Here is a 643-nt window from a genome sequence, read left to right on the forward strand (position 1 = left end):
TGAGCAGTCCGGCGGCGAAGCGGTGGTCGCGCAGGTGGAGACGGTGCGCGATCCGGTGGAGGGCCAGTCCGTGCCAGGGCGAGTGGAGCAGGGCGTCGCGCAGGCGAGGGCGGGAGGGGTCGCGGGCGACGACCGTGTCGAGGTCCTCGCGGATCTGCCGCAGGACGGAGGTCCGCCGCGGGGTCGCGCGCTCGGCGCCCTTCACGGCCGGGCCGCCGCGGCGTGCTGGGAGTGCCTGGTGTGACGCGAGGGCCTGGCGTGCTGGGTGTGCCGGGTGTGCTGGGAGTCGAGCCGGTTGATCCGGTACATGGTGCGCTGGAACAGGTCCTGTGCGGTCAGCGCCGGGTACCGGTCGGCCTCGCCGTCGGCCGTGCAGCCGCGGAGCGTGGAGAGCACCGTCCACGGGGTGGGGTGGCAGAACTGCACGATGGAGAGCCGGCCGCCGCTCTGGCCGGGGGCGGCGACGACCCGGTGGACGGCGGCCCGGGCCCGGCCGCCGGTGAGCCGTTCCAGGACCATGCCGACGTTGAGCACGGTGTACCCGTCGGGTGCCTCGACCGGGGTCCACTCCCCGTCGATGAGGACTTGGAGGCCGCCGGCGGTGGCCCGGGGCAGCGCGGTGATCAGGTCGAAGTCCTGGTGC

General features: G+C 75.0%; 1 protein-coding gene and 1 pseudogene. Both read right to left on the reverse strand.

Annotated elements, in window-relative coordinates:
- Positions 1-205 (reverse strand): annotated as a pseudogene (locus G3I78_RS46770) (hypothetical protein); the annotation flags it as partial.
- Positions 202-643 (reverse strand): isopenicillin N synthase family oxygenase (locus tag G3I78_RS46775; protein WP_164436691.1); only part of this gene is annotated, 442 nt, incomplete at its 5' end. The pseudogene G3I78_RS46770 and the gene G3I78_RS46775, both read right to left, overlap by 4 nt.

This window comes from Streptomyces sp. SID13726 (assembly GCF_010548375.1).
Lineage (GTDB): Bacteria > Actinomycetota > Actinomycetes > Streptomycetales > Streptomycetaceae > Streptomyces.